Raw genomic sequence first — 26,005 nt, 5'->3', positions numbered from 1 at the left:
TCCCCTGCGGCGGAGGAGGCGTTCACAGGTCGAGCTCCACCTCGTCCGCGCTACTGGCCCGCTGCACGTGGGCGCCGCGTTCGACCTCGGTCAGTTCACTGCCCCCCACGGTGAGGTGGTAGTGCAGACGGGGGTCGAAGTCCTCGTTCTGGTCCACCCGGTCCATCACGTCCACGAGTTTGCGCAGGTACAGCCTGGGCGCGATGCCGACCTTGCCCCCCAGCTCGCCCGCGACCGTCTCGGCGAAACCGAGCAGGTAACTGTCGTCCACCCGGCTCCGGACCCGCTGGGGCGCGTCGGCCCCGTCCGCGTACAGCTCCCGCACGGACACTCCCAGCTCGTGGAGCTTGTCCAGGTCGAATCCGCCGAGGCGGATCTGGGAGGCGTACAGGTTGTCGTGCCGGGGGTCGGGGAGGAAGTCGGTGTGCAGGCGCTGAGCCAGGGGTGCCAGCCGCTGCACTCCCTGGGGGCCGTCGAAGAACGCCGGTGTTCCGGTGATGACCAGGTACAGCCCGGGAAACTGCCTGTTGGCGATCTCGTCCAGCAGCTGTCGCAGCGCGTTGAGCCCTTTCTCCCGGGTGTCGGTGCGAGCCCGCTGGAGGGTCTCCAGCTCGTCCAGGACGACCACCAGTCCCGGGTGGCCGCAGTCGCGCAGCAAAACCAAGAGCCCCTTGAGCGCCGCCAGTGCGCCGAAGTGGTCGAGGTCGCCCTTGATCCCCGCGTAGCGCTTGGCCGCGGCGGCGACGTTGGGTTGTCCGCCCAGCCAGGCGATGAGCGCCTCGGCGATGGCCGGCTGGCCTTCGGCCTGGGCACGGTGGTAGCCGCGCAGTGCGGCGGCGAACCCGGGGTTGGTGGCGGCGACCTCGGTGAGCCGACGCTCGAGGAGAGCCGTCACGGCCTGGTTGAGCGCCTCCTCGTCGGTCTCCTCCACCGTTCCGTCGGCGAGGACGTCCTCCTCCAGGGAGTACACCCAGTTGTCCACGATCTCGCGCAGCGCGCTGGGGGGCTGGGTGGACGTGGTGAGCCGTTCGGTCAGGCGCCGGTAGACGGTCTCCAGCCGGTGCAGCGGCGTCTCGGTCTCGGAGATCTGGATCTCGGTGACCGCGAAGTTGGCCCGCTTGGCCCGTTCACCCAGCCAGCGAACGAAGAACGTCTTGCCGGAGCCGTACTCACCGCGCACGGCCTTGAAGTCGGCTCCGCCGGTGCTGACGTTACCGAGTTCCTTGTCGAGGGCGTTCTCGTAGCGGTCGAGTCCGACGGCGAACAGGTCGAGGCCGCCGTGCGGCACGGTGCCGCGACGCAGGGCACTGACGACCTCCTCACGGCGTGCGGCGCTGACGGAGTTCACGCTCGGCCCCCTCGGAGGAACTGCTGCTGGAGCAGGGCGGTGTTGAGTTCGACGCTACGGTCGCCGTCGGTCAGGGTGAGGACCGGGTAGGCCTCCACGTTGAGGACCTTGCCGACCATCTTGAGGAAGCGCACGGCCCGTGGATGGCTCTGGGGCCCGTTGGCCGCGCGGGAGGCCGCGCCGACCGGGAGACGCGGGTTGCCTCCGCCCACGGCGGCGAGGGCGTCGACGAGCGCGGCGATCTCCTCCGCTGCCGGGGCCCGACCGACTCTGCTGAGACTGGCCTTGAACACGGAGGTGTCGATCACCTGGGCCCCGAGGGTCTGGTCACCGAAGAGGGCGGGGGTCTGCTCGGGCTGGGCCTGCTTCTTGCCCTGCCGTCGTTTCGGGGTGTTGGCGCCCTTCTCCTTTCGGGGGTCCCGGGTGACGGACCCGGTGAAGTCGTCGCACCGCGTGTGGGGCCCGCTGTCGGCCGCCGGGGTGCTCTCCAGCGGTTGGGACCACCAGACCGGCTCGACCTCGGCAGGGCCCAGTCGCTGCCAGCCCTGCGGGGCGGTGGCGTGACCGCTCTCCCCCGAGCCTCGGCGAGCTGCCTCCACGGGTACGAACACCAGCACGGGGATGACCATCTCGGCTGCGGAGAAACCGCCGTGGTAGCCGTCCTTGCGGTCGGTGTAGCGGATGTCCTCCCGGTAGGGCACGACGAGGGTGCCGTCGCCGAACAGGACGCGGTCTCCGCTCGCGAGGATCTCACCGTCACCGGGTTCCCCGACGCGGTAGCGGGCGGACTCCCCCGAGACCGTCTTGGTGGCCTGCCCCCGGTCCCACACGTGACCGTGGTCGGAGGTGAGCACGACGGGGCGACCGGCCCGAGCCGCGGCGTCCAGGAGCGAACCGAGCTTGCCGACCTGCTTCGTGGACCAGGTGGCCTGGTCCGCTTCCCGGCCACGGGAGAGGGCGTCGTCGATGGTGTTGAGGACGACTCCGACGACGGTCTCGGTGTCGTCGATGTCCTCCTGTACCCGCGCGGGAAGGTGGAGTCCGGCACCGACCTCCAGGTCGCGTTGGTAGTAGAGCACCGCTCTGCGCTGACCGAAGGCCGTGCTCTTCCACAGGGCGGTGAAACCGGAGCGTTCGCGGTCCTGTTTGCCCGTGGCGAGTTCACCGGTGAGCAGGGAGGCACGGGAACAGTTGGTGATGGAGGGAACGGTGGCCAGGGCGCCTTCGCGCGCACCGGTCTGGGTTCCCTTCGCGGTGCGGCCGACCTCGGCGAGGCGTCCGCCTCCGTTGACGTCCTCCGCCAGCTGGACGGCGACCTCCACGCTCATCCCGTCGAGCACGATGACGAGCGGTGCCTGGTCCTGTGCGAGCGGCAGGGCCACTCGGCTGAGGAGGTTCTCGGCCCGCAGTTGGGTGTCGGTGGGCGCGTGCCCGCTGTTCCAGCGGTTGACGGCGGTGGCGAACGCCGCGTCGACGCGAGCACGCCAGGCGCGGACCCGCGTGTAGAGGGTGCTCAGGGCCTGGACGAAGGCGGGCACGTCACCGTGGTGGTGCCAGATCGCCGAGGCCGCGCGGTCCACCCATCCGGTCTCCTGCACGTGGACCTGGATCCACCCGCGCGCGGTGGCGGGTGTGGTGGCACCCAGCGGGCGGTCCGAAGAACCGAGCGCCAGGCGGCGCAGCAGTCGTACCGCGTTGGTGGCGGCGCTTGCCTGCTCCTGCTTGTCCCGGGAGCCGTGGCGGCGATGGTCGCGCAGCAGCCCCAGTGCCCGTTCCACCTCCCGCAGATCCTGCGGCAGGGGCCCTCCTCGGCCGTCCTCGCCCAGGGCGAGGGTGATCTGACGCCCCAGTTCGGCCAGGCGGGTGTGCAGCCCGGCGTCGAGCAGTCGGCTGGCCTGGGCCACGGGCGCGGCGTCGAGCTGGAAGAGGAGCTCCTCGGTGCGGCGGACGGTCTCGTCGGCGTGGTCCTCCTCCGCACCGTCGAGCAACCGCACCAGGGACGCCGTGCAGGCGTTGCCGAACTCCCTCAGTTCTCCGGCCTGTGGCTGGTTGGCTCCGAAGTACCGTTCCTGGGCACGGATCAGGGCGTGCTGGGCCGCGCGGGCCGCGTCCCGGTCCCCGTCGGGGCGGTCCTCCTGGGCGGCCTCGTCGAGTTCGGACAGGGTGAGGCCGATGGGGACGGCGTCGAGCGCGTGGCCGCGGTCCAGGAGTTTGAACAGCACCCGCGGGACGGCTCCGAGGTTCTCCTCGACCTCGCGGCGCAGGTCCTCCCGTTCGTCCTCGTGCAGACGGGTGAAGGCGGACACGGAGGCGGGGTTGCGGGTCCAATCCAGGAGCGCCGCGCTGTCCACCTGTTCGCCGGGTTTGCGGCCGAAGCGCGCGGAGACGGCGATGGACAGTGCCTGTTCGAGCTTGAGCACACCGGTGCCCAGTTTGAATTGGTGGGTGGCCCTGACCTCGCGCAGGGTGTCGGCCAGCCAGCTCAGTCGGCCCGAGTACAGCCGTGGGTCGATCCGGGTGACCTTGAGTTCGCCGCGCAGCAGCTCCCAGTCGTCGAGGCGGACCACCTCCTCACCGAGGAAGCGGCCCAGCAGCGCCTCACCGAGGTCGGCGGGGTCGAGCGGGGTGAGGACGACCACGTGGTCGACGTCCTCGTGGTTACCGCTCAGCGCGTGCACGAGGGTCAGGACGCTGTCGGCGCCCACCACCCGTACGGTTCGCCGCTCGTTCGTGCCCTGACCCGTCTCGATCTGCACGGTGAGGGTGTCGGGGCCGTCCCAGTGGGGGGCCGCGGACAGGGCCAGAGCGGTGGCGCCGGAACGCGGGTGGCCCTTGGCCACCCGACGAGCCTCGGCGTCCAGCGCGCGCTCCAGCGCACCGGCCAGGCTCTCCGCGCTCACCCGTCCCAGGGCCGGGGCGGTGGGCCGGGAAGCACCTTCGCGGGTGGTGGCGCTGTTCACTCGGCCTCCCGGATGGTGATCTGGATCTTGCGGTCCTCGGGGATACCGAGCCGGGTACGTAGCTCGGCGACGGCCACGTCCACGCCGACCCCGGGGTCGACCGTGGCCCACGCCCCGGCGGAGGTGGCCGGGGGCTGCGGCAGGGTGGGACCGGCTCCACCTGTCACTCCGGTGTGTTCCGGCACGGTGCCGCCACCCGGCTGCGTACCCGGCGGGGTCCCCTGTCCTCCGGAGGCCTCACGGATGATGAGGTTGTTCAGCGCGCTGGCGGCGCTGTTGGCGGAGCTGAGAGCATTGGCCAGTTTCTGGCTGCTCTCGTTGTGTCGTGCCGCCTCCCGGAGCGCGCCCAGGATCTGTTCGGCCCGGGTGGAGTGCTTCCCGCCCGACTGGATGATGGTCTCCAGCGCCTCCAGCAGGTCCCACCGGGCAGCGGCCAGGGCCTGAGCGAGGTTGCCCGCCCCCGTGATGCTGAGGTGGTAGACGCCGCTCTCCTCGGGCAGGTCGGCCTGGCCGAGCGCCCTGACCAGTTCGGTGTCGTCCGCCAACCCGCTGAGTCGGCCGAGGAGCTCGTCCGAGGCCCGTGCGGTGCGCAGGCGTGGGGCCTCGTCGTTCAGGCCGAGCACCTGGGTGTGCTTGGTGAGTTCGCGGACCAGGTGTTCGCTGCCCGCCTGGAGCCGGTGCGCCTGTTCCTTGAGCTGCTCGGCCATGCGCTGCACGGACCGGCTGTTGAGCAGCGGCTGGGCGGGGAGCCCGAAGATCCGCTGGGCGCGTTCGTTGGCCCGTTGGAAGTCCTCCTCGGAGGGCAGTTCCTGGCGGCGGAGCACGATGTCGTCGGCTAGCTGGCCGATCTCCGCGCCGGTGTAGCGCTTGCCCGCCCGGATCCAGGCTCGGTCGCTCTGCACGGCATAGACCAGGACGAGGAGGTCGACGATGTCCTCGGGGAGCCCCTGCCCGTCCTCGCGGGCGCGGATCCACTTCTTGAGGTCGCCGACGCGCACGTCGGTGCTGGTGGGCATGTTGACCTTGACGAACCGATCGATCTCGCGCTGCCAGTCGTCCCGCAGCACGAAGACCTCGCCGACGGTGGCGATGCGCAGCGGACCGGCGATGTGTCGCAGGGTGGGCAGGTCGCTCTTGGGGGCGTTCTCGTACCGGTTGAGCCTGTCGGCCTTGGCCTCTTCCACCGCCTTGAGCACGATGCTGAGGTCGCCGCGCCGCAGCGCGGACTTCTTGGTGGGGCTGGCCAGGTCGGGGTGCTCGGGGTAGAGGTGGTCCAGGAGCTTGGTGGTGATCCGCTCGAGGGCGGCCGGGAACTGGCTGCCGGCCTCCAGAGGGATGTTCAGGCCCTGGGGCATCGGCTCGATGTGCGGGTCGGCGGGGGCGCCGTAGTCGCTGCTGTCCCGCTCCACCTCCACCAGGCCGTAGGCGCCGCGCAGCAGGTTGCCGATCTGCGTGGTGAGCTGGTTACGCTGGTTGTCGAGCTGGGCGCGGGCCTCACGGCGGTCGTCGCTGCTCCAGTCGGGTGCCTTCTCCTCGATCACGTTGGGTTCGAGGAGGTACTCCATCATGAGGATCCGGCGGGCGTCCTCCAGCTTGCCCGGCGACAGGAACGTCGGAAGCCAGACCAGACCCGGGACGGTCTCGCCGAACTCCTCCCGCAGGGCCTGCACACGGTAGCGGTCTTCGGAGGGGCTGTGGTCACCGTCGTCGAACGGGTAGTCGATGACCACCCGGACGGCGTTCGTGGCGACCGGCCGGAACTCCTCCCGGCCGAGGTCGTCGGTGGAGCGTACGTTGCCGAAGACCAGCTCGACGGAGCGCTGGGTGCCGCGCCAGACCACCCCGGCGCGCTCGGCCCCCGGCTCCAGACCGAACTGCTGCCACAGCAGGCGCTTGAACAGCCGACGCAGGGCGTGGTCGTTGGCGGCGGAGTAGGCGCTGCGCATCAGGGACTCGGTGTCCACCCGCAGTAGGTTCAGGGACAGGGTGGGGTTGTCGCTCTGCGCGCCGACCCGCACCTCACCGAACTGGGCGGCCATGTCCTGGAAGAACGTGGTGGCCGCCTTGACGTCCTGCCCAGGGCGGCGGGCCTTGACGATGCCCTGGTTGAGCGCCATCGCCCGACCCACGGTGAGGTCCTTGAGCGCGGGCACGTTGGGGGTGAGCGCGCTCAGCAGGAGGGTCTTGACCAGCAGGTCGTCCCGGCGGAACGGGGAGCGCACGTCCAGACCGGCCACCTCTGCCTTGGTGACCTCGTGCTTCTCGAGCAGCCAGGGCTGGACCTTGTTGAGGTAGAAGTTGCTGATCTTGGCGTACTCGGCGCTGAGGTGATCCTTGAAGGGCTTGGCCTCGCCCTCGATGAGCACGTCGAAGACGGCGCCGATCGGCACCATCTGGCCCACGGGCAGGGTGGTGCGGTACTTGACCAGCAGTTCCAGGAGGAGCTTGATGGCGCTGCGCTGGCGCTGCAGGGCGTAGGACATCTCCACCAGGACGTGCAGCGCGGCGGGGCTGAACGGGTAGAGGCTGCGGAAGTCCTCCCAGGTGCTGGTGTCGGCTCCGCCCGCGCTGTCGAGGAGCGTGTCGCGTACCTCGGCCCGGCTGCCGCGCATCCGCTCGAAGGCCGCGTCGATCTCGGCGGCGGCCTCGTCGCTGCGGGGCTTGATGAGGCGGTGGCGAGCGATCTCGGTGAGGTTGGCGTCGGCGAGCTTGATGTGGCCGAAGCGGCCGTCCCAGTAGCTGATGGTCTGGGAGATGCCCTCGGTGCCTCCGCCGAGCCCGACGAGCTCGCGCAGGTCCCGCTGGCGGGGCACGAAGCTGATGATGGGCGCCGGACGGTGGCTGTGCGAGGACTCCACCAGCTTGGCGATCTTCTGCACCTCGCTGCTGATCCGGCCCTCGTCGCCGATGAAGGCGGTGAAGCGCAGGATCAGCTCGTCCAGGAGCAGGACGACGGCGTCGCAGCCCAGGTGCTTCTTGGCGTGGCGGCTGATGACGGACAGGCCCTCGTCGATGCTGACGTAGGCGCCGCTGGAGTCCCCCACCGCGCTGGTGTAGCGCTTGAAGGGACCGCTGATCAGGGCACTGATCAGCTCTTGGCGCAGACCCTGTTCGGTGGCGACCTCGGTGTCCGGGTGGACGGCGAAGGCGGCGTCGAGGGTCTCGGTGCTCCAGGTGGAGGGACCGGCGAGCTCCCCCCAGACGTCGTCGGACTCACCCTCGGCGGAGTCGCCGCGGGACGGCAGCAGGTCGATGAACGCCTCGTCCCCCGTGCGGGCGCGCTGCTCACGAGCGTCCTCCAGCAGTCCGTCCGCGCGGTAGACCGCCGGGACCGGAGCGTCCGGGTACTCGTGACGCACCTGGCGCACGTACCCGCCGAGGATGTTGGCCTCGATGGAGACATCCTTCTCGACCAGGTGCGCCTTGACCTCGATGAACTTCTTCCCGGACAGCCAGCTGTCGTGCTTGGCGAGCAGGTCGGCCAGGCCGGGCTTGCTCCGGGCGTCCGGGTGGTGGTCCAGGATCGCGGAGAGCACCGCGAGGAAGTGGCTCTTACCGGCACCGAAGGAACCGTGCAGGTAGGCGGCCTGGGACTTGCCGTCGGTGACCGAGGAGCGGATGGTCTCCAGGGCCTGGTCGAAGCTCTCGGCCAACTGGGGGGTGACCACGTACTCGGCGAGGGCCTGGGCCTGGCGGGTTGAGGTGCTCTCGGTGAGCTTGACGACCAGGTCGCCGTCCTGGACGGCGAGGGGGATGTCGATCAGGTCGCTGATCACTCGGCCGGTGCCGCTCGAACCAGGGGAAGGGGTCGTCATCGCCGGGGCGCGCCTTTCTGCGTTCTGCTCGGGGGGGGTGGGAACCGTGGGCGCGGCCAGTGCGAACACGCCGGGCGCTGGGGCGTCCGGTGGGGCGCACGGTTCCCGATTTGGGCCGGGGTTCCAGCCTAAGTCCGGGTGAGGACAGGAACACCCTGTGCGGTGGAGCGGTGAAGCGCGAGGTACTGGGGGAGGTTCGTCTTGCCGTGTTGGAAGGAGGGTTGGGGCACTGATGTGACGAACGGGGTGGGATTCGGGTTGTCATACGGTTTCAACCCACTGCTTGCCCACAGGAGCGGCGGCATGAGCACGCCGCGTCCAAGGGATGGACGCGAGTTGAGGGGTGTTGTGCGTTCCCGGGCCGGAGACCAGCGGGCGGTCTCCGGCCGTGAAGTGGGGGTGACTCCGCATTGTTGAAGCGGAGGGCCCTGGGGCTCAGGCCTTCTTGCGCCCTCGGGCGGATTGCGGACGCCAGGCCTTCATCTCCGACTCGGTGATGCCGGTGGTGTCACGCAGTTCGGCGAGGTCCGCTTTGAGGTGGTCGGCAGGGGTCTCGCCGTACTCGTCGGCTTCGGTGTGCCACTGCTGGACCCAGGGAAGCAGCTCGAGCATCCCCGCGAGAAGCGGAACCATCCTGTCGCGGGTGTCCTCGTCCTTACCCCAGCCGAGTTCGTCGAGGCGCTCATGGGCGAGGGTTCCGAGGGCGTCCGCTTGCTCGGCGTGGTCCCACCCGGCCCAACCGAGCAGGAGGGTCGAGTCTGTGTCCGTCTCCGCACCCGGGTAGGAGACGAACCGCTCCTTGGGTACGTCGAGCTTGCCGCGGTTGGACCAGTACTCGTTTCGACGGAAGTCAGCGGACGTGTACTTGGGCGGGACGGGGATGTCGAGGCGGTGTTCCTTCTCGCCCTCAGCGAGATCGGCGTTGAGCTTGTCCTCCTCACGCTGGAGGTCCCAGACCTGCTCCCAGTCGGCACGCTTGCGCATACCGGTGTCCTTGTAGCGGAGGGCGGCGAGGTAGGGAACGTGCTCGGTTTTGACGATCTCCACGATGACCTCACCGAAATCCTTCGTGGAGTCGTAGAGCGCAGCGACTTCAGCTACCTCGGGGAACAGGTCCCGGACCCGGTTGGCAAGGGCGCGAAGCGAGAGCGGGTGGGCCCGCTCGTCCCCGTAGTCATCGGTGTTGAACCAAAGACGCCGGTCTTCGCACTTGTCCAGCAGCCAGGACTTGAGTGCCGCCTTCTGCTTCTTCTCCCAAGGCTCGGACTGCCAGCGGCGCTTGTACTCGGGGCGTTCGAGGAGGTTGATGTTCTTGTCCGACTCGATTAGTTCGATCCGCTTGGCGACGACCTTCTTGTATGCGTCCGGCCAGTAATCAGGGATCTCCGTGATGGGATCAGAACGATGCCGATTAAACCACACCGTTGTGGTTTCACCAGCCGCCACCTTGCGAGCAAGCACGATCTCAAAGGCCCGTTCCCCTGCTTTGATCATGGGGATTTCAGAATCATCTGAAACGACCAATTCCCTGAGTTGATCATCAGAGATAATCCCGTAGAGATTGTAAACTTTCCAGTCAAGTTCTTCTTGAAGGAAAGTCATACGCCGCAAGACAGACTCTTGCCGCATCCGACCTTTCTCCACTAGAACCGTACTAGGAGTGTTCAAATTAGCCAGAGAAGCTGGCTCAGCAGAGACCAATTCCTGCCCCAGGGCATCGATTTTTTCGACTTCACTCGGAAGAACGCCACCAGCGAGCGGAAACTCTTTGACTTTGGTTCCGGTAAACTCATAGAAGACTTCCCATTCGTCATGCATGAAACCACCACTGCCAGACTGGCTTCCTTTGTCATGACACACTTGCTTGAGCCAAAAGCAAGCCAATGATGAATTCAACACTCCCAACAGAGACAAATACTGCTGCTCTGTAGCATCGACAGGGAGCTTGATCAGTGGCGCCGATTGCTTAAACGCCCTACCCTCCCTCTCTAGAGAGAAATTCGCGTGAGTGGAAACGAAGGAAAATGGAATAGCCCAAGGATGCGCACCAACATCACGGGGAATCTGGTGCCACTCATACCAAGTCTTCCCGGACGAGAAGTACGTCATTTTTCCGAAAGTTGCACGCGATCCCAGTAGCGCTCGATAACGCCACAAATAAGACCACTCTCCCCCATCCCCCACAGAGATCAGTTGACGACACTTGTCATAAGGAAAGAAGACCGAAAAATCGCTAATAGCAGTCCAGTCACGAACACTCTCACCCACAACTAGCGCCTTGTGCAGGCCCTCGGATCCCGGCATTCGCTGCCAAACTCGTTTATCCAGCTGCATGACATCATCCGCGTGCGTCATACCGAAAAACCCCACACGCAACGCCACATCAGACAAGGTTTTAGAGGAGGCTTCTTCGATTTTTTCCCTAAGCCGCGAGGCACCTCCTCCACTCAAATTCCACGGATGCACAGAAAGGCGAGACCATGAAAGCCCTTCCACGCTGATCCAACTTGACTCAGAGTCTCCCGCAGTTGACATCTGAGACACAATGGAATTCCAAACCAATCCCTCAGCAGGATTCCTGGGAAGGTTCGGTTCCCCACGAATCCCTAGAGCCGCACGAACCGTTGATCTGTGGGAGTTTTTCTCGTTCCGACCAAAAAGAACTACAGTCGGAGTCCCGTGACCTGGAACATGCGCACCTGACGAATCGATAACATGCGTCAATCTAACATCATTGCGAAAGAAGACTTCGATCAGCTTCTTTCCAAACTCCCTGCGCATGAATGTATTTGTAGTTATTTTTCCAACAAACCCAGAAGGACCATCAGAAGGGGCCCGCATCGCCAAATTGAAAAACCGTTCTGCAAAAGGAACGGAGAGCGAGTACTCTCGATGGCACGATGCATAGCTGGCCCGATAGGCTTGATTTTCCGCATCGTCGGAGACTTGCACATATGGCGGATTTCCGACAACGGCATGATAGCTGGACCGCCCAAGCAGATCAAATTCTTTCACATATTCATGGAAATCTTCAGTAGCATACGAATGCGATAGATCTCTGCTCAAAAAAAGTGAGTCTTGAACACCAGAAGCTCCACGACCATGAATAAGCGAGTCCCCCGAGGCAACTACGATTGGCCACTCGGGCGTGCTCGCACTTAGTTCCCAGATTCCACCTTCCTTCATCGCGGCGATGAGGAGACGGAAGCGTGCGATGGCCACTGCGTAGGGGTTCTTGTCCACGCCGTGGACGCTGCGCAGGCTACGGCTGATCAGGTCCCAGTCCGAAGTACCCGGCTCAGCCTCACGCCATTTGCCAAGAAGACGATGAAACGCCCCCAAAAGGAAGTGCCCTGACCCGCAGGTCGGGTCGATCAGGCGGAAGCCCTTGTTGTCCCTCTGGTAGATGCGGTTACCGTCGAGGCCGAACTCCTCGACCGCCGGTTCCAGGGTGTAGTCGAGGATGAACTCCTCAACGAACTCCGGTGTCTGGAGCAGCGCGTACTTCTTCCGAGTCGCCTCGGACAGATCCTGGTAGAGGTCGCCCAGGAAACGGGTGTTCCACTCGGAGTCGGTGAAGTCATGGACCAAGTGGCCGTCTTCGCCCACGGCACGCCAGAAGTCGATGATCTGCTTGGCGGCCGAGTGGGACGGGGTGATGGTCCACATGGGGTTGTGCCGCTTGTCGAAGAGCCCCGCCATGACCGAGGACACGCTCATCTGTTCGAAGGCATGCTCCAGCCAGTCACGGTCAGTTCGCTCGGGTGCATCAGGGTCCTCGCTCCGTCCTTGGAGAACCCATGCCTCCTTCAGCTCCTGGGCGACGCCGTACCGGTCACGCTCATCCTTCGGACCTGCGATGAACGGCTGCTCAAGAAGTCCGTTGTCCTCGCAGAAGCGCAGAAAGACCGTGGACAGCACCCACGCCACTGCGGCCTGGGTGATCTGACCCTCGCGCCACTCCGCCTCGGTGACAGCCGTACGCTCGGCGTCCCGCGCGCGCTGGTACTCGCGCTTGAGGGAGGCATCGAAGGTCTCAGGCTCCCCGGTGGAGTCGGTTCCCTTGATCGCTGTCGGGTCCTGACCACGTTCGCGTAGGTCGTCCTCCAACAACTTCACCTGCTTTTGCAGGTCCTTCAACAGCGCCGCCTGATCGACCACGGGGGGCTCCAACCACAACGAGAGGGACGGGGTACCTCTCCATTGTCACGCGTGGAGCACCTTGGTCACACCGGCATCCTCGATCGTGATCCCCACGGTGTGACGGTGGTGGACATCTAGGTATGGAGGTCCACCACCGTCTTCGACCGACGCGGCTACCAGAGTTCGACGAGGGGCGGCAGGAGCCGGGTGAGAGTGGGGGCGTCGGGGACTTCGGTGAGGCCGGTGGGGTTGGCGATCCAGTAGGAGCCGGTGTGCTCGCCGTACCAGATGATCAGGTGGGGGTTGCGGGCCTGGAGGGTGGCGGCGAGGGCGTGCTCGGTGCGGTACTCGGCCAGGTGTCCGCCCAGGCGGGGCAGGCGTTCGGCGCGGCGGTCACGGCAGGAGCGGTGTGCGCAGGAGGCGCAGGCCGGTCCGGTTATGGAGGTGCGGTGGAGCGGAGCGTCGGGAGTGTAGGGCTGTCGGGGTGCGGGGATAGGATGCGTCACTGATCCTGCTTTCTTACATGTCGCAGTGTGGAATTCGGGGTTGTGTGGGGGCCCGGGAAGCGTTGGAGCGCTTTCCTGGGCCCTTTTTCGTGCCTGCGTTCGTGGGTCTAGTGGGTCAGGTGGGGCCAGGCGCTGCCGTGGAGGTCGTAGGCGAGGAAGCCCCAGACTTCGCGGTGGCTGGGTCGGCCGTTGTCGCCCCAGTCGGTGGCCAGGGCCTCGATCATGGCCAGCCCGCGTCCGGAGTCGCTGGTGGGGTCCAGGCCGCCGGGGTCGGTGGTGAGGTGGTGGCGTTCCCTGTAGTCGATCCTGCGGTCGGTGGCGACGCCGTCGTCGCGGCAGATGACGCGAAGTCCGTCGCGGTGGCGTTCGCACAGGAGCCGGTAGGAGCGTCCGGGCAGGCCGGAGCGGGAGTGTTTGAGGGCGTTGCTGGCGAGTTCGGAGCCGATGAGGGTGAAGAGGTAGCGGTAGTCGGGGTTCTGTTCGGCGGCGCAGGTGTTCAGGAAGGCGCGGACCAGTGGGAGGAAGAGCGGGGAGGCGCCGAAGTCGTAGCGGCGGGTCCGGTAGTAGGGGCGGTCGGGTCGGCCGTTGAAGTAGTGCCGGTAGGAGTGGGGCACGAGTTCGTGGAGGGCGATGGTCACCTGGGCCATCGGGGGTACGGGGGCGAGAACGGGCATGACGAACGGACTCCTGACGCAGAGGGAAGCTGCACGTGGGTCGAGGGAGTGCCCGCAAGGCCGATGACCTTCACGTTTTCCCTGCGGAGGGAAAGGGGCACGACGTAGCCTGAGTGCCAGAGATCCTGTGGACTGTCAGTGAGACCCCGATCACTGGCTACAGTCAAACTCTACTCTCAATCACACTCCAGTCAAGCAATAATTCGAAAATTGAGAGTTTCCGGCTAGGATCCTGCCATGGCCATCGAACGAAGCCCCTCCCTACGACTGCGTCGCCTCGCTGCTGAGCTGCGACGTGCACGCGAGCGCCAGAATCTGACCGGCTCTCAGGCTGCGAAGGCTCTCCAGTGGAGCGCAGGCAAATTAAGCAAGATCGAGAAAACCGAGACAAAACGCATCTCTGGCGGCGACCTTGACAAGATGATGGACCTGTACGAGGTCAACGAGCCACGGATGCGCGAAGCCATGCATGCGCTGGCCAAGGACGCCAAGGTCAGGGGTTGGTGGTCCAAGTACAAGGACGTCTTCGGCGATCGGGCTCTACCTGACTTCGAAGCCGAAGCTTCGGTCATCCGAACCTTCACAACTCAAACCATCCCTGGGCTTCTCCAGACTCCTGGGTATGCCGAAGCCATCTTCCAGGGCGGCAGATACGTCAGCCCTGACGAAGTTCGACGTCGCGTCGAGTTTCGGATGGCACGACGTGAGATCTTGACCAGGTTCCGTCCCGTCCAGCTCCGAGCCGTGATCGACGAGGCAGCCCTGCGCCGACAGATCGGGGACGCAACAACCATGCGTGAGCAGCTCGACCATCTGCTCTACATGGCACAGCTGCCGAACATCGACATCCAGGTGCTCCCCTTCTCCGCTGGGGCACATGCTGCCCTCGCTGCGCCGTTTACTATCTTGGAGTTCACGGAACCCCTGGATACGCCAGTCGTCTACGTCGGCACCGTGACTGACGCCCTCTTCATCGAAGAGACTGATGACGTCTCCCAGTACTGCGCTACCTTCGGAGACGTCCAGGGTTCCGCGCTCAGCACAGCCCTGTCTGCCGGCTTCGTAAGAGAAGTGGTAGCGACTCAAGAGAGCAACCATTGACAGACCTCGTGTTTCGGAAGAGCAGCTACAGCGGCCAAGACCAAGACTGCGTAGAGGTCGCTGACTTGCCCTGCGGAGCGGCTGTCCGCGATTCGAAGAACCTTGCCAGGGGCCACGTCCCCTTCCCTGTAGCCGAGTGGTCCGCCTTCCTGACATCGGCCTGCGCATCCCAGAGCTGACCTCAGGGTCACGTGGTGGTCGACGGACACAGTCCAGTCGGCCACCACGCTGTTTCTCGCAGCCACGGTCCCCCTGACCGCCGACGACAGCGCGACTCCACCTCTCGTCGACGACCAGTCAACTCGACGCCGAGCTCTCGCGCTCATCTCCCGCGAGCGGCAATACGAACACCCAGGGGAACCACCAGTCATCTCTGCTGGGATCCGGGGCATCCCTGGCACCGCTCGGGAGGCAGGCACAGTGGTCAGGTTCCCGAAGTCTTCCAGCTGGGAGACGGGTAGCGTAGGCGAGCCGGTACGACAAGCAGGGTGCGTTCCTGGAGGGCGATCGGGTCACTGGCCGCGCCCCACCGCGAGAAGCCGCGCGGAGATCGCCACCCTCCGCCACACCGGCGAAAAGCTGGTGCACCACTCCTCCCCCGCGACGTCGAGGGGACCACGCTCCAACGCGACTGACTGCGGGTCCTCCGAATCCCAGGAGGCAGCTCGAAGCGCGATCCGGCACCGGACGCACGCACGGGCGTTTGATCCCCTCTGCGCCCTGCTGCTTCTTGAGCCCATATTTGACTGATCGCGCAAATACCCCACATCGGGGTTCTTGTCGCTTACTCCGGCCCTGACAGCATCGCAACCGATCAGTCTCCTGAACTGCGGACAGAAAGACTTCAGATCCACGCTGGCGACCACTCCTCAGAAGCACTCAAGGACCTACGGAGACTTTCAGGGATCTCCCACCTCATCCGGCCCAGGCCACCCAAGGGAACCGGACATCAACCGTCCACGCTCCAGGCCCGCATCTCGCCATGAGCTGCTACTTCCCCGGCGTCGACCGACTGTCTGGCAGGATCCGGAGGCCCTGCCACCACGGCGAACCCGACCTTGGATCTCCCCCACCAAGACCACTCTCGGCCCGCGACCGGTACATGTTATTTTGCTTGCAGCGCGCTCACCCCCCATGCCGGAGCGCGCGGGAGGGGAACCCATGGCAGACCCTTGGGAAGCGGATTCATCAGCGGAAATGAAGCGCAGGCTCGGAGCGTCACCAGCTGAACTCGGCAATTCCAACCACATCGACAAATGCCCGGACATCTGGGAGCTCGACAACGGGGACATCGCGGCCATAGGCCGTGACCTCACTGATTCCTACGCTCCGCGCCTCCCTGAAGGTGTGGATATTGCAGAAGACGAACGGCTGGTCATCATCCCCCGTTCCACACTCGTCTCAGCGAAATCGGACATCGCAGATGCTTGACTCTGTCAGCTCCCTCCCCGGCGACCATCTGAGTCTCTCCGAGTACGGCGATGACTTCGGAGACCGCTTCCGATCGCTCCGCAACGCCGACGTCTGGAAACTCGAACGGCAGCAGACGTTCCACGAGCCGGAGAGCGAGAGTTGGATGGCCTTCCTCCAGGGCCGCCGGGAGGAGTCCCTTCGGCTGATGGAGGCTGATCGTCCCGCGCTACGCCAGATGTTCGAAGGTCTGGCCCAGGCCGGGTGCCGGGTCCGGCGGGTTCGGGTCGTCGAGCAGCCCTTGTCGACCTACCTGCTGTGGGAGCTGCACTCCGCACGGATCCGAGCCCAGTGCGGCGAGGACATCCGTGTCGTCACCCCAGAGGCGCTCTCCGCCTTCGAACCGGAAGGCCCCGTCCCGGAGATCGTCATCCTCGGTGAAGAGGTGACCTACCGGATCCTCTACGACGCTCACGGAGAGGCCGAGGGAGCGGTTCGCTATACCGACCGTGCTCTCCTCGAACAGTGCCGGTCCGAAATCGCCGCCCTGCACGAGCGGGCCGAACCCGTGGAGGACTACTTCATCCGCGAGGTGGCCGAAGTGGGAACGCCCCGTGCTCGATGAGCACACGCCTCTTCCGGGCGAGGAACCCGAGGAGGGTTCGACCAGCGGCCATCAGCCACGGATGTCGGGTGTCTCCGGACGAGCGATCCAGGCTCGGGACGTCCGTGGTGGAGTGCACTTCCACGGGGACGGCCAGGAGAGCTCCGGTGCCCTGGTACCGCGACAGCTCCCCGCGGACGTGCGCGGATTCGTGAACCGCACCGGTGAGCTCGAGCTACTCAGCAACCACATGCCCGGTACCGGTCAGGAGTCCGACGGGCGAGTAGAGGCGGCGATGCCCGTCATCGTCGGTACCGCCGGGGTGGGCAAGACCGCCCTGGCACTGCGCTGGGCACACCGGGTCCGCGGCCGCTTTCCCGACGGACAGCTCTACGTCGACCTCCAGGGGCACGGCCCCGGGCTGCCCCTGCCACCAGACCAGGTGTTGGAGCGGTTCCTCCGGGCCTTTGGCGTCGCCGCAGACTCACTCCCACCCGACACCGACAGTCGGTCCGCCCTCTACCGCTCGTACCTGGCGGAGAAGCGTCCAGGCACTCAACGACCTATTCGCGTTCCTTCGTCAGACGGATCCTCAGCGCTCCGCAGCATGTGGACGGTCTGGAATCCGCAGGGCACATGGGGCAGGTCACCAATGAACAGCGGTTCGGCAGCGGGAAGGTTCACAACGACGCGAGACGCCGCCACCCCGTGGAGAGGGGTGACGGCATGTGTCACCTGGCTATGTGTCACCTGACTACCCGACCAGCGTCGCCTCCGGGGCGGTGAAGCCCCTCGGAAGCAGCACCTGCTCGGAGTCGGCGATGATGCCGGCGGGCTGGCCGTCCAGCGTGGCCGGGGTCTGCGGGCCCCGCATGGGGCACAGCAGCCACAGGCCGTACGGTGCACGGTCGGCCTCGCGAGCCTCCTGGATGAGGCGGCCCAGGAGGGACCGGCCCGCCTCGTAACGGGCCAGGGGCGTCGCCCGGTAGAGCATCACCACACCGCTCCCGGCGGGAGACTCCGCGCTCGCGGTGCGCACCCTCTCCCCCAGACGCTGGAACACCTCCTGGAGCAGGGTCTCGAAGGGCCTGGGTCGGGGCTCACTGTTGTCGGCCTTGGCGAGGTGCTCCCAGGTCAGTCCCCTGCCCTTGGCCTCCATGACCTCGTCGACCACGCGGACGAACTCGGTCGAGACGTCGAGGGGAACGGTGCCGGGCATACGCGTGAGCATCCGAGCTGAGCGCTCGGTGTCGGGCAGCCAGGTCTTGAGCGCCCGGTAGCCGCCCCGCTGGACCGCCTGTTCCAGTCGCTGCCAGGCCTGCAGGGACGCGGTACCCACCTGGTCCAGCTCGTGGTGGTGTCCGGTGTGGGTCGAGGGCTGGTAGGTGGTGAACTCCGGCTCCAGGTACCAGCAGACGGTGTCACCAACCCGTTCCTCACGGAGTTTGGGGTGGCGGTGCTTGAGCAGTGTGTGCAGCTGCTTGCGGCTCGGCGCGGGCAGGGCGGGGAAGCGCGAACGCACCCGGTCGCTGATCTGCTCCGGTGTGATCCCGGGTTTGCCCAGATAGCCGATGGCCTGGGTGATGCGCAGGGCCCGCTCGAGGTCGAGGTCGACCGGGTACAGTTCCAGTCGCGGGGTCGCCGCCGCTCGTTCCGATGCTGCCGCGGCGAGCTGCACCAGGGCAGTGTCGGAAAAGGGCTTCATGCCCTCCGGCGGCTCCGTTCCGCGCAGAGCCTCACGCACCGTTCCGGGACCGGGCAGGGCGTCGGAGCCGCCGAGTGCCACGAGCTCGTCAGCGCGCTCGCCGAGGGATTCGGCGTAGTCGAACAGGTCGCCCTCGACCGGTACCAGGGGGTCGTTGTCGATAACCCGAGCGACGATCACCCTGCGTGGGTAGCGCCGTGCCACGAAGCGCTGTTCGGTCCGCTGCTCCTCGTACTCCACCACCGCGCGGACCGCGGCGAGCGCGTACACGGAACGCTCCTCCGTCTCCAGGGTGGAGCCGCGCATGGACAGCAGCTCGGAGGCGATCTGGCGCACCTCCCGGAGCCGGTTGTTGCGGTCGAGGATGTCCGTGACGTCGTCACGGACCGACCCCATGAGTGAGGCGTTCTTCGCCCAGTAGGCGAAGGCCTCCTGCAGCGCCTCCTCGACCCGCTCCTGGGGAAGAGAGAGCCGGTTGGCGATCTCGCGCCGAGTAGGCCACCAGTCCAGGAGACCCTTCTTGCCCTCGGGGGTGCCCAGAAGCTCACGTGCCACCCGGACCCACCACCGGTTGGCCTCGGTCGTGTTGGGCAGCAGCTGACGAATCACCTGGTCGAGCAGGGCGTTGCGTTTGGTCTCGTCATCGGCGCCGCTGGGCAGCTTGGCCTTGGCCGGGACCGCGTACTCGGCCACGTCCAGGCTCTTGCGCCAGTAGGCCGTGGCACTGCTGAGTTCGTTGCGGATCCCCCGGGTACTGCCCCGCATGTGCGTGATGTCCCGGACCGGGGTGCGCAGGAGCTGACCCACGGTCTCGCAGCGCAGGATCCGCTGGGCGGTGTCCACCGCGAGGGGGGTCAGGCCCGCGAGGTGGAGAGGGGTCTCCACCGTGGAGCTCTCCATGTTGCGCCGACGGGTCTCCTCCGTGTCCTGCGCCGCTTCGGCGGGGGGCGCGGCGTGGAAGGAGGCCTGCCACGCGGTGCGCATGTCCGCGAGGGAGGCGAAACGCTTGCCGATGTCCCGGTGCAGGGCGCGGTGGAAGAAGTCCACCAGCGCGGCACGGCTCTGTTTGGGGAAGGCCTCCTCCGTCAGACGGGGCACCTCGACGTCCTCGCCGAGGAACTCGGGAGAGACACCGTCCTCGTCCCAGAACGGCAGTTCGCCGGTGGCCATCTCGTGCAGAGTCACTGCGGCCGCGTAGCGCTCGGCGAAGTCATCGTAGGGGCGGCTCTCACCGAGGAAGGGGTCGAGGTAGCCCCGGGTACCGGCCGAGGTGTGGGTCAGCGGAGCCTTGGACAGCGAGAAGTCGAACAGCAACAGGGCGCGCGCCTTCTTACGGGTCTGCGCCACCCCCAGGTTGGCGGGTTTGATGTCCCGGTGCAGGACGGCCCTCTCCTCCAGGTGCTCCAGAGCCTCGAACAGGTGCTGACCGAAGGTGTGGAGTTCACCACTGGTGAGCGCCCCCTCCTCGCCCAGGAAGTCGGAGAGGGTCTTCTGTCCGGCGCGCTCCAGGACCAGGACGGTGCGATCCCCGATCTCCTCTAGACCGGGGTCGGCCCCCTTCTCGGTGGCGGCCATGTCCACGATCCGCGGATGCGCGCCCACCTCGCGCAGGGTCTCGGCCTCACCGCGCAGAGCGGCCGCCGCGGATCCTGTGTTCAGCGCCACCTTGTAGACGATCTCGCGTCCAGCGGCCTGGTTGCGCATCAGCAGGGCCCGGGAGGTCGCGCCCTTGCCCAGGATCTCGCCCACCTCCCACCCCGAGGTGATCTCGTCCCCCGTCCGGGCTTCGAGCGGGTCGGTCGTGACCTCGGGCAGGGTCAGGCGTTCCTCGACCTCGTCCAGGCCGCGCAGGAACGCCTGCACGGTCGCCAGCCGGTCGTTCGGGGAGCGCTGGGTCGACTCCCGCACCAGGGTGTCCAGCTGCGGGACGATGTCGTCACTGACCGCCGCCGGGGTGAGGCACTCGTGCTGCTGGATGGTCTGGCTGAGCTCGGCGCGGTCCCTCGCGGGGGGACGCCCGGTGAAGATCAGGTACGTCAGGGCGCCCAGTCCGAACAGGTCCTGGGCTGCCGCCCGGCCCGCGTAGTCGGGGAACTCGGGTGCCAGGTACACGGCGGCGGCCTTCTCCACGTGCGCGGCGAGGGCCCGGCCTCCCAGAGCGGCGTCCAGGTGCTCGGTGGCTCCGGTGCTGGAGGCGGCGTGCGAGGTGCGGTTGCCGCGCAGGCGCAGGCTCTCCCTGGAGGCCACCTGCCAGTCGGCGATGTACAGGTGCGGGTAGTTGCCGTCCATCTCCACCCACACGCTGCGGGCCGCCAGCGCCCGGTGGTAGAGCCGGTTGCGGTGGGCGTGGTTGACCGCCTCAGCGAGTTGGCGGACCATCACCATGCGGGTGTCGACGTCCAGGCCCTCGCCGTGTTCGGCCATGAAGTGGTCCAGGCGCTGCCAGGACTTGTGGTGACGGAAGGCGATCGCCGGGCCCAGATCGGTTCCGCCCTCCTCGATGAGCCCGTAGTACTCGGCCTTGACGATGCCTTCGTGCGAGATGCCCTCCAGGGACATGTACTCGCGTTTGGCCGCGCGTTCGACGGAGCGGCGTTCGTCCTCGTTCGCGTCCTCGCCGTAGTGGTACAGGCGCACTCGGCTGAGTCCGCCGAGACGCTGGTGCTTGGCCTTGAAGTCGGTCCAGGTGGGTCCGCTGTCGAAGGACCGCTTCTCCAGTGTGTACTCCCCCAGTTTGAGGGCGCGGTCCATGGGCGTGATGCCGATGGTCTCCATCAGCCGGGTGACGTGTTTGAGGAACCCCGGATCGACCCTGCTGTGGGGGGTGTTGATCAGCCCGTCCGACACCCCGGGCAGGTCGGTCTGCTTCTCGAGTCCGTCGCGCCCGTAGACGTTGGCCTTCTGGACCTCGTCGAACTTGCATTGCAGTCCGGGGTCGGAGAGGAACACCCCCGCCTCGATGAAGGGGATCCGCACATTCCGCAGACCGAGCTTGTTCACCGCCCACTGCAGGCGGTTCTTCAGCTCCTTGGCCTTGAGGTCGGTCAGGTGCAGGGGGTTGCTGATGGTTCGACGGCGTTCGTCGCGGTCAACGAAGGTCCACTCACTGCCCTGGTTGGTGGCGCGTCCGGGGTGGCTCTTGATCTCGATGAGGTAGGCACCGGTGGGCGTGACCGCGAACAGGTCGCACTCCCGGATGCGCTCGTTGCGGGCGGTGAAGGTGAAACCGGCCCAAGCACGGTAATTGCCAGTGGTCGGGAACCGTTCCCGGATGTGCTCCAGCGCGGCCTGCTCCCAGGGGAACTCCGAGGGCTTCCCCCACCACCGGTTCGACATCCGATCCGCTCCCTGTCCGGTTCTGCGACGCGCGACTGCCCGCCCAGCATAGGACTCTCGTGAGACAGGAGGGGTTGTCACGAATCCCTGCGACTCCCCTCCGGACCCGAGAAGACCAACAAGCGCTGTCAACAGCGTCGGCGGGGTGCGAGCTCACGCGGCAAACTGATGCATCAGCCACTCAAAGAGCGCACTGTCACTCCAGCAACGCGGATGGCTCTCGCCCGTGACCGCTACCGGTCATTCCCGTGAAGCGACATTGGTCAGGGGGAAGAGACACAGCACCGACAGAGGCGGACTCTCATGAGGTGAAGCGGTGCAGGTGCCCCCAGTTCATCCCCCTGTACGTCAGACCGCTGAAAGCCCGCTGGACTCCGTGCGCGACCAGATCCTGTTGCATGTCAAAGACCCTCGGTCCGCGCCATTGGGGCGATTGTCCTCTTCGACCCAGGGAGTGGTCTTCTCCGGGCAGGAGGCACGGAAGAATCTACGGAACCATGCCCTGCGGCACGGATCCCTGGGGCCTCTGGTCCTGGATCCGTCAGCGTACGAAAAGGAGCTGGCCACTCCTGACGCCCCGTTCGCGTTGGCGCAGCCCAGTCTCTTCGAGAAAGATCCGCTGACCGAGACGCTGGGGCAATTGGAAGACGATAAGGCGGCTCTGGTCCTGACACCCACCAGGTACCTCAACTCGTCTTCCGAAGGAGTCAGCGCGCTACGCCGAGCAGTGAAGATGATCAACACGGTCGAAAGAACGAACCTGGTCCTCTCGGTGCCACTCGATGCGGCGTGGTTGACCGAACGTCCTGACGACCTCATCTCCCTGCTCAACGAAGCCACACTGCCGAAAGCACTGATCCTGGGATCGACAGGCAACCCCGTTGGCAGCAGAGCCCAGGCAGCCTCCTTGCGCAGAATCATCAGAGAGACCGAGGACACCGCGTTACTGCGGACCGATATGACAGCGATCGACACCATGATCCATGGCGCGGCTTTCGCGTCCATCGGCGACACGAGCTCGACCAGACGCACCTACCCACCACGACAACGATCCTTCGTACCGAATCCGTCGGACACCAGCCCGAACATCCTCGTGCCAGGGCTCCTGTCCTACTACCGAGGCGCGAAGCTGGCGGTACACCTACGCGAGGACATTGCTTTCTGTACCTGCTGGTCCTGCGTCGCTTGGTCCGAGGGAGGAAATGGGAACCTGGATTCGCCAGGCAGGTCGATCACCAGCTTCCGGGACAAGGAGGACACAAACGAGGCTCACGCCCACAATCTCGACGTATGGTCCGAGATCTGGCGAGAGCTCCGAAAGGAGCGCAACCCCTACGTCGCACGCCTTGCGTGGCAGCAGCTCTGCGCCGATGCGCTCAGCCACCACGAGGTGTACAACAGGACGGTCACTCCGAGGGGAAGTGTCTTCAGACCTCCGCCGGCGCTGCGATTCTGGGCGGGTTCTGTGTCTTGAACTTCCCTTGAGACGCCGCGAACACCCGCTCGGCCATCCTCCAGCGTAGCGACGCTAGGGACTCGGGCACTGTTGTCCTCGGCGAGACCAGCACTCGCAGTTCCCCATCTCGGTGCTCGGCCAGCCCCACACCGCGGTAGTCGGCTTCCCACACGGCACGCTCCCTGTCCCCCGAGAGACCTGAGCAGACCGCCATCCGTGGAGCACCCAGACTCAGCACACAGGCGCGTTCCAGGGAATCCAGCCAGTCCGCTCCTACGGTAACGAGCAGGCCGAGTCGCACAGGACGGTCGGCGAGTCTGAGCAGTTGACCGCTCCTGCGCCTGCGGGCCCACGTGGGAACGGCCGGGAGGATTCTTCGCTCGCGGTCGCTCAACGTGTTAATGGGAACCCACTCACCCAGAGGCAGTGCCTGGAGGAACTCGTAGACGCCCAGACGCGGGCCCAGGGCTTCCCCGGCTGTGCGCAGTGCCTGCTGCTCCTCAACCGGACGGTAGACAGCGGTCACACTGCCTCCGCGCAGGTTCATCTCCACGGTGCTGACGTCCGTGGAGCCAACGAACTGATGGAAGTGAGCGGGTTGGATTTCCATCCAGACGATGGTGGCAGAGAAACCCGTCGCTGTCTCGGGCTCTCCACAGAACGGGTGACGGGCCCTTGGGCCCGTCACCCCGAAGTCATCTGAGGCCTCTCGGCACGAGAGAGGTCAGGAACGCCTGAGTCTCCTCGTCGGTGGAGTACACGCGACACGAACCCATGCCGCGGGTCATGAGCACCCGGTAGATGTTCTTCGCCAACGGCAGGTAGTCATGGGCGTCCACAGACCGCATCGCCGGGTCGTGGCTACGCCGCGGCTCGGCAATCCACTGCTCGCCACGACGGACGAGATTGGGGCCGAAGATGACACCGGCGGCCTGGTACTCGAGCCCTTGCGCGCTGTAGACACAACCCACCTGGTGCGCACCCCCCGGATCGGTGGCCCAGAACCTGCTAGCGGGAAGAACCGTCTTCCCTTTCTCGTCGTACTGTTCCTTGTACAGGTTCCAGGGCATCGCCCAGTGACGGAGCGAACCAGTCTCGTGGTCCCGCCACTCGACACTCACCCCGGGCAGCTCGAGTCCTGGTGCCGACTCTGCCCAGCTCCAGCAGTACCCCGCAGCTACCCGGGCCGCCACCCGTTCTCGAAGACAGGCGTGGAGCCACTCTTCCATCTGTGAGGGGTCGTTCACCATAGCGAAGTCGTAGTCATCACCTTCCCACGGTCCAGGGTCACCGTAGAGCAGTGCGTCCACCCAGGTGGCGAACCGCTTGGACCCGTTACAGCGAAAGCTCCCGTTCAGCTCGTGGCAAACCAGCTCGATACCCGCGCTGTCAACGACTTGACGGACCTCACCCGCCTTCACTCCCTCGTCCGGGCGCACCTTCTGTCGCTCGTCCAGGAACACCACCACGACCGGGACATGGGCGTAGTTCCCAGAGATCAGGGTCTCGAATCCGCTTGCCCCGCCGTCGAGCCGGTGCGCTTCGTCGAGAAGGACGAGGCTCGCGTCCTGAACGGCATTTTTCGGCAGGCCGAAGAGCGAAGCGGAACCGATCACCTCTTTGGTACTTCTGCGGAGATTGCTGTTGAGTGCCCCTGAAGGACTCCGGAAACGAGCGCCGAACTCTCCACCCCTGGCATAACTGCCGAGCAACCTCATGGCCAGTGCGGTCTTGCCACTTCCCGGACCTCCCTGAACTAGGACGATGCTTCTGCGTCCACTCTCGAGGGCTCGATCCACCTTCGCCTTGATACCGAGAAAGGCCTCTTGCTGGCCTCCCACCAGACGGAACGAAGGCTCCCGTTCGATCGCATCAGCGACCATGGACAGAAGCTCCCGGTTCGGGCGCCAAGATGACGCCTCGAAGGACTTATGGGCGTCCTCATCGATACCTCGGGCATCGGAGCAGAGCAGCCGTGCCCGCAGTTCCGCCTCTTCCACTCCCCGAGCCAATTGCTCCCTGCTCAGCACAGAGCACGCGTATTCGGGTTGAACAGAGTCACGGAACACCTCGACCTGCTCCTCATCGGCCTCATGGAGATACGCCAGGCCACGGACGTCCAAGTCGAGATTCTCAGAGTCGAACCAGAAACGGAGGAAGGCTGTATAGCTGGCGACCTGCGAGGAAGGGTGGGTCCTCACACTGTTATCCCACTTCAGTCGAACCCGGTCATAAGGCAGTGACTCGACCTCAGTCCACTGTTTGAGTTCCACGACGACGGCGACGAGTTCGTTCGTGCGCCGTTGACCCAGGAGGAGGGCGTCGAAGCGGCTGTCACCTTCGGGAGTACCGAACTCGAGGTAGATCCACAGGTCGTCCAGGCCCGCCCGAAGCAGCGCGTCCAAGAGCGGAGGCCAACTCTTGACCCAACTATGGACTTCGGACTCGCCCGGCTCACCGAATCCGACCTGCTGGTAGGCCTCCACGCAGCGCCGGACGAAGCCTGGTCGCTGGAGTCTCCGGGCCACGTCGCCCACGCGGCCCGCGTGTACGTACCTCAAGGGGATGGGGGAGGTTTCCGGCATCAGCTCTCGTTCACGTTGGCGATGTTCTCACGGTGCCAGGCGAAGTAGTGCGCACTCTTGTTCGAGAAGGCTGAGCAGTCGTCCCCGACGCGCAGGGACGCGATGGTGAGGCCCTCACCTTTGACCTGATCCGACGCGTGGATGTAGCCATCGACGTCGACATACACGAAGCCGTGTTCGAAAAGGGAGTCACAGCCCAGGACACAGGCGTTCATGACGTTGTTCAGGTCGCCGCGCTCGTAGGGTGAACTCTCGCTGCGCCGCTTGATGTGCGCGGTGTGCACCAGCCGCCTGGGCAGGACCAACTGGCACAGATCGCAGGCCACCTCGGTCTTGTCCCCCAACTTCTTGGCGCGAAGCTT

Annotated in this window: 15 protein-coding genes; 5 read left to right on the top strand and 10 right to left on the bottom strand. The window is 65.9% G+C overall.

Annotated features, from left to right (window positions below; genetic code table 11):
* Positions 1-22: 22 nt before the first annotated feature.
* The 6 genes from brxD to ACFYL4_RS09655 form a co-directional block, all read right to left on the bottom strand.
* Entirely contained in the window at positions 23-1,348 is a 1,326-nt protein-coding gene (brxD, locus tag ACFYL4_RS09680) for a BREX system ATP-binding protein BrxD (protein WP_387517886.1), read from the bottom strand.
* Entirely contained in the window at positions 1,345-4,308 is a 2,964-nt protein-coding gene (pglZ, locus tag ACFYL4_RS09675) for a BREX-2 system phosphatase PglZ (protein WP_387517884.1), read from the bottom strand. The genes brxD and pglZ overlap by 4 nt, the downstream gene beginning before the upstream one ends.
* The gene (locus tag ACFYL4_RS09670; RefSeq protein ID WP_387517882.1) at positions 4,305-8,123 is read right to left on the bottom strand and encodes a phage resistance protein; all 3,819 of its coding nucleotides are present in this window, start codon (positions 8,121-8,123) and stop codon (positions 4,305-4,307) included. The genes pglZ and ACFYL4_RS09670 overlap by 4 nt, the downstream gene beginning before the upstream one ends.
* 435 nt (positions 8,124-8,558) lie before the next feature.
* Complete coding sequence (gene pglX / locus ACFYL4_RS09665) at positions 8,559-12,284, bottom strand: BREX-2 system adenine-specific DNA-methyltransferase PglX (protein ID WP_387517880.1); 3,726 nt, start codon at positions 12,282-12,284, stop codon at positions 8,559-8,561.
* Between the two features lie 155 nt (positions 12,285-12,439).
* Positions 12,440-12,772, bottom strand: a complete 333-nt coding sequence (locus ACFYL4_RS09660) for a hypothetical protein (protein WP_387517878.1) — start codon at positions 12,770-12,772, stop codon at positions 12,440-12,442.
* 107 nt (positions 12,773-12,879) lie between these two features.
* On the bottom strand, positions 12,880-13,446 hold the full coding sequence (locus ACFYL4_RS09655; RefSeq protein ID WP_387517876.1) for an ATP-binding protein: 567 nt from the start codon (positions 13,444-13,446) through the stop codon (positions 12,880-12,882).
* A gap of 237 nt (positions 13,447-13,683) precedes the next feature.
* Here ACFYL4_RS09655 and ACFYL4_RS09650 point away from each other — a divergent pair, with 237 nt between their 5' ends.
* From ACFYL4_RS09650 to ACFYL4_RS09635, 4 genes are all read left to right on the top strand, one after another.
* Entirely contained in the window at positions 13,684-14,547 is an 864-nt protein-coding gene (locus ACFYL4_RS09650) for a helix-turn-helix domain-containing protein (RefSeq protein WP_387517874.1), read from the top strand.
* A complete protein-coding gene (locus tag ACFYL4_RS09645; protein ID WP_387517872.1) occupies positions 14,544-14,726 on the top strand; it encodes a DUF397 domain-containing protein in 183 nt (60 codons plus the stop codon). The genes ACFYL4_RS09650 and ACFYL4_RS09645 overlap by 4 nt, the downstream gene beginning before the upstream one ends.
* 982 nt (positions 14,727-15,708) lie before the next feature.
* A complete protein-coding gene (locus ACFYL4_RS09640; RefSeq protein WP_387517870.1) occupies positions 15,709-15,978 on the top strand; it encodes a hypothetical protein in 270 nt (89 codons plus the stop codon).
* A complete protein-coding gene (locus ACFYL4_RS09635) occupies positions 15,971-16,582 on the top strand; it encodes a DUF6879 family protein (RefSeq protein WP_387517868.1) in 612 nt (203 codons plus the stop codon). Before ACFYL4_RS09640 ends, ACFYL4_RS09635 begins: the two co-directional genes overlap by 8 nt.
* Before the next feature lie 733 nt (positions 16,583-17,315).
* On the opposite strand, the gene pglW is transcribed toward ACFYL4_RS09635, so the two are convergent.
* A complete protein-coding gene (gene pglW / locus ACFYL4_RS09630; protein ID WP_387517866.1) occupies positions 17,316-21,602 on the bottom strand; it encodes a BREX system serine/threonine kinase PglW in 4,287 nt (1,428 codons plus the stop codon).
* A gap of 376 nt (positions 21,603-21,978) precedes the next feature.
* On the opposite strand from pglW, the gene ACFYL4_RS09625 reads away from it, so the two are divergent.
* On the top strand, positions 21,979-23,076 hold the full coding sequence (locus tag ACFYL4_RS09625; protein WP_387517865.1) for a hypothetical protein: 1,098 nt from the start codon (positions 21,979-21,981) through the stop codon (positions 23,074-23,076).
* Here the strand turns inward: ACFYL4_RS09625 and ACFYL4_RS09620 are convergent.
* The 3 genes from ACFYL4_RS09620 to ACFYL4_RS09610 all read right to left on the bottom strand — a co-directional run bounded on the left by ACFYL4_RS09620 (position 23,030) and on the right by ACFYL4_RS09610 (position 25,987).
* Positions 23,030-23,668 (bottom strand): hypothetical protein, encoded by a 639-nt coding sequence (locus ACFYL4_RS09620; protein ID WP_387517863.1) that lies wholly within the window; start codon positions 23,666-23,668, stop codon positions 23,030-23,032. The genes ACFYL4_RS09625 and ACFYL4_RS09620 overlap by 47 nt on opposite strands.
* Before the next feature lie 85 nt (positions 23,669-23,753).
* On the bottom strand, positions 23,754-25,643 hold the full coding sequence (locus ACFYL4_RS09615; RefSeq protein WP_387517861.1) for a DNA/RNA helicase domain-containing protein: 1,890 nt from the start codon (positions 25,641-25,643) through the stop codon (positions 23,754-23,756).
* On the bottom strand, positions 25,643-25,987 hold the full coding sequence (locus ACFYL4_RS09610) for a hypothetical protein (protein WP_387517859.1): 345 nt from the start codon (positions 25,985-25,987) through the stop codon (positions 25,643-25,645). Before ACFYL4_RS09610 ends, ACFYL4_RS09615 begins: the two co-directional genes overlap by 1 nt.
* Between the last annotated feature and the right edge of the window lie 18 nt (positions 25,988-26,005).

Source organism: Nocardiopsis sp. NPDC006938, from assembly GCF_042869555.1.
GTDB lineage: Bacteria > Actinomycetota > Actinomycetes > Streptosporangiales > Streptosporangiaceae > Nocardiopsis.
Note: the sequence above shows the minus strand (reverse complement) of the source record. Positions and strands in the feature narration are given on the sequence as shown.

Excerpts from the sequence above, each read along its gene's own strand:
- ACFYL4_RS09670 (WP_387517882.1), bottom strand. The coding sequence starts at position 8,123 with ATGACGACCCCTTCCCCTGGTTCGAGCGGCACCGGCCGAGTGATCAGC.
- ACFYL4_RS09655 (WP_387517876.1), bottom strand. The coding sequence starts at position 13,446 with ATGCCCGTTCTCGCCCCCGTACCCCCGATGGCCCAGGTGACCATCGCC.
- ACFYL4_RS09650 (WP_387517874.1), top strand. The coding sequence starts at position 13,684 with ATGGCCATCGAACGAAGCCCCTCCCTACGACTGCGTCGCCTCGCTGCT.
- ACFYL4_RS09640 (WP_387517870.1), top strand. The coding sequence starts at position 15,709 with ATGGCAGACCCTTGGGAAGCGGATTCATCAGCGGAAATGAAGCGCAGG.
- ACFYL4_RS09635 (WP_387517868.1), top strand. The coding sequence starts at position 15,971 with ATGCTTGACTCTGTCAGCTCCCTCCCCGGCGACCATCTGAGTCTCTCC.
- pglW (WP_387517866.1), bottom strand. The coding sequence starts at position 21,602 with ATGTCGAACCGGTGGTGGGGGAAGCCCTCGGAGTTCCCCTGGGAGCAG.
- ACFYL4_RS09620 (WP_387517863.1), bottom strand. The coding sequence starts at position 23,668 with ATGGAAATCCAACCCGCTCACTTCCATCAGTTCGTTGGCTCCACGGAC.
- ACFYL4_RS09615 (WP_387517861.1), bottom strand. The coding sequence starts at position 25,643 with ATGCCGGAAACCTCCCCCATCCCCTTGAGGTACGTACACGCGGGCCGC.